At 73.6% G+C, this 6,120-nt stretch carries 5 protein-coding genes; 3 read left to right on the forward strand and 2 right to left on the reverse strand.

What is annotated here, in order from left to right:
* Positions 1–16 precede the first annotated feature (16 nt).
* Positions 17–664, forward strand: coding sequence for an amino acid ABC transporter permease (locus PKE99_RS29810; RefSeq protein WP_037052460.1), 648 nt, complete (start codon positions 17–19; stop codon positions 662–664).
* A gap of 97 nt (positions 665–761) precedes the next feature.
* Complete coding sequence (locus PKE99_RS29815) at positions 762–1,631, forward strand: amino acid ABC transporter permease (protein WP_037052462.1); 870 nt, start codon at positions 762–764, stop codon at positions 1,629–1,631.
* Here PKE99_RS29815 and PKE99_RS29820 read toward each other — a convergent pair.
* Positions 1,628–3,700: a S9 family peptidase gene (locus tag PKE99_RS29820; RefSeq protein ID WP_231498405.1), complete on the reverse strand. Its 2,073-nt coding sequence runs from the start codon at positions 3,698–3,700 to the stop codon at positions 1,628–1,630. The two genes, PKE99_RS29815 and PKE99_RS29820, sit on opposite strands and share 4 nt — an antisense overlap.
* Before the next feature lie 688 nt (positions 3,701–4,388).
* A complete protein-coding gene (locus PKE99_RS29825) occupies positions 4,389–4,733 on the reverse strand; it encodes a hypothetical protein (protein ID WP_037052465.1) in 345 nt (114 codons plus the stop codon).
* 108 nt (positions 4,734–4,841) lie between these two features.
* Here PKE99_RS29825 and PKE99_RS29830 point away from each other — a divergent pair, with 108 nt between their 5' ends.
* Entirely contained in the window at positions 4,842–5,216 is a 375-nt protein-coding gene (locus tag PKE99_RS29830) for a PspA/IM30 family protein (protein WP_037052466.1), read from the forward strand.
* Positions 5,217–6,120: the final 904 nt, after the last annotated feature.

Consider the following 6,120-nt stretch of genomic DNA (forward strand, 5'->3'; position numbering starts at 1 on the left):
GAGGGGTGGGCCCGCCGTGAACGTCCTGCTGGACAACATCGACCTCTACGCCCGGGGCTTCCTCGGCACCATCGAACTGTTCGTCGTGTCGGCGATCGGCTCGCTGATCCTCGGGGCCCTCCTGGCGGCGATGCGCGTCAGCCCGGTGCCGATCCTGCGGGCGTTCGGCACTGTCTACGTCAACATCCTGCGCAACACCCCGCTCACGCTGGTGATCTTCTTCTTCGCGTTCGCGTACCCGCGGCTGGAGATCGCCGATCTCTCCTACTTCACCCGCGCCTGCATCGGCCTGATCCTCTACACGGCCGCCTTCGTCTGCGAGGTCATCCGGTCCGGCGTCAACACGGTGCCGGTCGGGCAGGCCGAGGCCTCCCGCGCGCTGGGCTTCACCTTCACCCAGACGCTGTCGCAGGTCGTGCTCCCGCAGGCGGTGCGCAACGTCGTCCCGCCACTGGCCAACATCCAGATCGCGCTGCTCAAGAACACCACGATCGCCGCGGGCTTCTCGGTCACCGAGGCCGGCGGGATCTACCAGGCGCTGTCGGAGCGCGGCGCCAACGTCTTCGTCGGCCTGCTGTGGGTCGCCGTCGGCTTCCTCATCCTGGTCGTGCCGCTGACGCTGCTGCAGCGCAACCTGGACCGGCGCTGGAGCACCGCGCGATGAGCGCGCATCAGCTCGGCGCGGTGAGCGCGCACCAGCTCGGCACGATGAGCCGCCGATCCCTCCCCGCCCCGTCCGCGCCGCACACCGGGAGCGCCTCGTGACCGCCGTCCTCTACGACATCCCCGGCCCCCGGGCCCGGGTGCGCAACACGCTGTTCGGCGTCGTCGGCACCCTCGTCGTGCTGGGGATCCTCGCGTTCGTGATCTACCGCTTCGCGGTGACCGGGCAGTTCGACCCGCGGCTGTGGAGCTGGATCACCTACGTCAACATCCAGTACCTGCTGCTGGGCGCGCTGGGGAACACGCTGAAGGCCTTCGCGGCGGCCGCGGTGCTGTCGCTGCTGTTCGGGGCGGTCTTCGCCGCCGGCCGGATGTCCGACCACCGGTGGGTCAGCCGGGTCTCTGCGACGATCGTGGAGTTCTTCCGCGCCGTCCCGCTGCTGGTGCTGATCTTCATCCTGTTCTTCGGCGTCTCGCGCGGGCTCGGCGTGAACATCTCGGCCTACTGGGCCGTGGTGCTCGGCCTCATGCTCTACAACGGCTCCGTGCTCGCCGAGGTGTTCCGGGCGGGCGTGCGCGCGCTGCCCCGCGGGCAGTCGGAGGCCGCGTACGCGCTGGGCATGCGCAAGACGCAGGTCATGACGAACGTGCTGCTGCCGCAGGCGCTGCGCGCGATGCTGCCGACGATCCTGAGCCAGCTCGTCGTGGTGCTCAAGGACACCGCGCTCGGCTTCATCATCCTGTACCAGGAGCTGCTCTACCAGGCGCGCTTCCTCGGCAGCCAGGGTCAGCTCGGCGCCCCGATCCTGCAGGTCGCGATGGTGGTCGCGGTCATCTACATCGCGATGTGCCTGATCCTCTCGGGGCTGTCCAAGCTGCTGGAGAAGCGGCTGCGGAAGAGCCCGCGGGGCGGCGCGGCGGCGGCCGACGAGGCCGAGCGCGAGGAGGAGTACGCGGCGACCCTCTAGGGACGTCGGGCGGATCGGCCGCCGCGGTCTCGGCGCCCGGACGACCCCTCCCGGTCCCCTGCCTGCTCGCCGCCACGCAGGTTCTCCACCCGCACCGGCTCGATCCCCTCGGCGTCGGGCAGCGCGAAGCCGTACACCTGGGCGTAGAAGCTCAGCTCGGCGTCGAGGGCGCGGCGGATGTTCTCCGACCGCCGGAAGCCGTGCTGCTCCCCGGGGAACAGCAGGTAGGCCACGGGCACGTGCCGGGCCCGGAGCGCGTCGACGATCGCCTCGGACTGGTTCGGCGGGACGATCGCGTCCTCCGCGCCCTGCAGCACGATCAGCGGGGTGTGGAACAGCTCGACGTGCCGGATCGGCGAGCGCTCGACGTACACCTCGCGGGCCGCGGGGTACGGCCCGACCAGACCGTCGAGGTAGCGGCTCTCGAACTTGTGGGTGTCCGCGGCCAGCGCCTCCAGGTCGGCGACGCCGAAGTGGTCCGCCCCCGCCGAGAACGGGGTGTCCTCGCGGGCCAGCGCGGCGAGGGTGGTGTACCCGCCGGCCGAGCCGCCCCGGATCGCCAGGCGCTCGCCGTCGACCCGCCCCGTCGCCGCCAGGTACCGCGCTGCGGCCAGGCAGTCCGCGACGTCGACGATCCCCCAGGCGCCCTTCAGCACCTCCCGGTACGCGCGACCGAAGCCGGTGGAGCCGCCGTAGTTGACGTCGACGACCCCGAACCCGCGGCTGGTCCAGTACTGCACGCCGACCGACAGCACCGGCATGGCCGCCGCGGTCGGCCCGCCGTGGATCATGACGAGCAGCGGCGGCAGGGCACCCTCCGGCGCGGCGACCTCGGGGTTGGCCGGCGGGTAGTAGAGCGCGTGCGCGGTCCGCCGCGCCCCCTCGCCGTCGACCGACGGGAAGGAGATCGACTCGGGGACGGAGAGGTAGCCGTCGTCGACGCCGAGCTCGCGGGGCGCACGCAGGGTCTCCACGTCGCCGTCGACGCTGACGACGTGCACGCCGGGCTCCTCCGTGGGCGTCCCGGCGACGACGAGCACGCTGCCGACCCCGTACGGCACCACCGAGGCGACGGCCGAGAACGGCAGGTCGAGCTCGGTGAACTCGCCGTCGGGCTCCCGGACGGCCAGCCCGTCGTACCCCTTGCTCCAGCGCGCGAACACGACCCGGCCGCCCGGCAGCACGGCGAAGCGCGAGGTGCCCAGCTGCCAGCCGGGGACGCCGATCTCCGCGTCGAGCACCACGACCGGCTCGATGTCGCGCCCGGGCAGCCAGCGGTAGAGGTTCCACCAGCCGGTGCGGTCGGAGAGGAACCAGAGCGACCCGTCCGGCTGCCAGCGCGGCTCGGAGACCGACTCCCCCGGCCCGCCGGCGATGATCGCCTCGTCCCCGGTCTCGAGGTTGCGGCCCATCAGCACCGTGTCGTCCCACGGCATGGACGGGTGGTCCCACTGGACCCACACCAGGCGCACGCCGTCGGGCGACAGGCGCGGGCTGGTCACGAAGTCCGGCCCGGTGACCAGCACCTCGGGCTCCGACGGCCGGTCCGCCGCCAGCCGGACGATCTCGTTGCGGACGGCCGCGGCGCCGCCCTCCGGCGCGTGCCGCTCGCGGATCGCGAGGATCGCCGAGCCGTCCGGCGTGACGAACCCGTCCGCGTAGCGGTCCGCCCGCGGGAACGCCGGCCCCGGCGTGAGCGGCTCCGGCGCGCCGCCGGGCGCGAGCCGGTACAGCCGCTGGTCGGTCCAGTTGGCGAACCAGACCACCCCGTCGCGCACCCACCACGCGCCGCCGCCGTACTCGTGGACGCCGGTGCGCGCGTCGAACCCCTCGGGCAGCAGGTCGGTGACGGCGCCGTCGGGCGTGCGGCGCACCAGCTGGGTGCGGCCCCCCTCGGTGGGCCGCGACTCGGCCCAGACCACCGTGTCGCCGTCCGTCCGCGCGCCGGACAGCCGCACCGAGGCCTCGACGACGAGCGCGGACGTGATCGGGGTCGGCCAGGAGCCGAAGGGCAGCACGGCGGGCGGGGTGTCGTGCCCGGGGGTCGGCGGAGCGGCGTGCGCGGTCACGCCCGCAACGCTAGTGCCCGCCCCCGACACTCCGCGATCACCCGCGGCGAACGGGGGTGTCGCGGGCAGGGGCATCGCGCGGGCTCGTCAGGGCACGGGTGGCGTCAGGGCATGGGCACCGGCAGAACGCGGGCGTAGTCCACGGCGCGCCGTTGTCAAGCGCAGGCAGATCGGAGCGCCGGCGCCGTGGAAGCGCTGGTACGTCGGGAGCGCGGCACGGTGGGAGCGGGGCACGGGTGGGAGCGGCACGGTGGGGGCACGGTGAGAGCGCGGCACGGTGGGGGCACGGTGAGAGCGCGGCACGGTGAGAGCGCGGCACGGTGAGAGCGCGGCACGGTGAGAGCGCGGCACGGTGAGAGCGCAGCACGGTGAGAGCGCGGCACGGTGAGAGCGCGGCACGGTGAGAGCGCCGGCAAGGCGCAGGCGTCGTCCACGGCGCGCGATTGTCGGGCGCCGGCACGGTGGGAGCGCCGGCACGGTGGGAGCGCCGGCACGCTCAGGGCGCACGGGCGTTGTCAGGGCGGAGGAACGGTCAGGGCGCGGGCACCTCACCGCGCAGGAGTTCTCAGGCGCGAGCGCCGGCAGAGCACGGGCATCGACAGGGCGTGGATGGTGTCAGGACACGGGCACCGCCAGAACACGGGCACCATCACGGCGCAGGCGTCGTCAGGCGCGGGCACGGGAACCCTCAGGGCGTGGGTGGTCGGCCGCGCGTACGGAGTGCCGTGCGGAGCAGCCCGACTGCGCGCCGCAGCTCCCCCGGCCGCAGCACGGGCAGTATCCCCACGGCCCCGGACAGGCCCGTCCACCAGCGCACCTGCCCGTCGGTGCGCAGGACCCCGACGGCGGGCGTGCGGCACCCCGAGACCGCCGCGGGCAGGTTCGGATAGATCTCGGCGAGCCGCGGCTCGGTGCAGGGCCGCACCTTCACCTTCACGGTCACGCAGTCGGGCAGCTCCCGCGCGATGCGGGAGCAGTGCGGGCAGGCGACGTCGTAGACCACCACCAGCTCCCGCACCGCACGCGTCACCACCGAAGGATCTCCTCCCGCGCCCCCGGCCCGGGATCGGGGTCGACCCGGATCCCGGGAGGTGCGGGGCCGCGTAGCGTGGGGACTACCGCGCGGACAGGAGGCACCGACATGAGCCGGCCCGACGACCCACGCCCCGCCGACCCCACCGCCGACGTCACCGCCGACCCGGCCGCCGGGCCCGCGGACGCCGAGTCCGAGCCGATCGACGCCGAGATCGTCGAGACGGAGACGGCGGGAACGTCGCCGGTGCCCGTCGCCCCGCCTGCACCCGGCACCCCGACCGCCGCGGGCTACACCGACGAGGGCGTGCCCACGCTCGACTACGTCCGGGACAAGATCGAAAGCCGCGCCGCAACGGCCGCCGGCTGGCAGGAGCTCACGGGCGATACCGAGGCCGGGCGGGACGTCGAGGAGAAGTTCGCCGAGCGGGAGCAGAAGGCCAAGGACCGCCTCGAGGAGATCCGCCGCTCCATGGGCCTGTAGCCCCGCAGTGCCTTCTTGATCATGAACCGAGTGCCTCCACGGCAGCTCGACCCGCCGGCAGTACACCGCACCGCCGATCTTGCCGCCGATGATCGCCAGTCCAGTGCACTGGCGGCGAGTGCGCCGGTGGCCGACTGCGCCACGCTCGAGCGCCGACGACTGTGCTGGCGCTCGCATGCGCTGCCGGTCAACTGCGTTGGCGGTTGACTGGCGGGCGGTCGGGTGCGCCGGCGGTCGGGTGCGCCGGCGATCGGGTGCGCTGCCGGTTCGAGCGCGCTGCCGGTTCGAGCGCGCTGCCGGTTCGAGCGACCGGCCAAGCGATCGCGCCAGCTCCCACACCTGTTCCGAGGCGCCGCACCCGCCGGGCGCCGGTCTCGCACCCAGAAGGTCGGCGGTACAGGTCGTCGACAGGGTGTGCCGCGCACGACGGGTGTGCGACCCGATGCGCGACGGCCCCTGCACACGAGTCGTACACAGCCGGTACCCGCTCCGCTCGACCCGAGGTCCCTGTGCGGCACGTCGTGATCAGCGATCGCGTGCGCGCACGGCAGCTCGGTCCGCCCGCACTGCACCGGACTGCCGATCATGCCGCTGGTGATCACCAGTCGAGTGCACGAGCGGTGGAGCGACCCGGCCGGGCGATCGCGACAGCTCCAGGCCGTCCCGCACGGGCAACCACCGGCACGAGTCGCAGGTGTGGGACCGCCCCATCGGCTGTGCGGCACGTCGTGATCAGCGATCGCGTGCGCCCACGGCAGCTCGGTCCGCCCGCACTGCACCGGACCGCCGATCATGCCGCTGGTGATCACCAGTCGAGTGCACGCGCGGTGGAGCGACCCGGCCGGGCGCTCCCAACGGCTTCAGACCGTCCCTCACTGCACACCCGCCGGCGCGAGTCCGTGCG

The sequence above is a fragment of the Pseudonocardia halophobica genome, assembly GCF_027922425.1.
Taxonomy (GTDB): Bacteria; Actinomycetota; Actinomycetes; order Mycobacteriales; family Pseudonocardiaceae; genus Pseudonocardia; species Pseudonocardia halophobica.

Coding starts and splice junctions, on each gene's coding strand:
- PKE99_RS29830 (WP_037052466.1), top strand. CDS start 4,842: ATGAGCCGGCCCGACGACCCACGCCCCGCCGACCCCACCGCCGACGTC.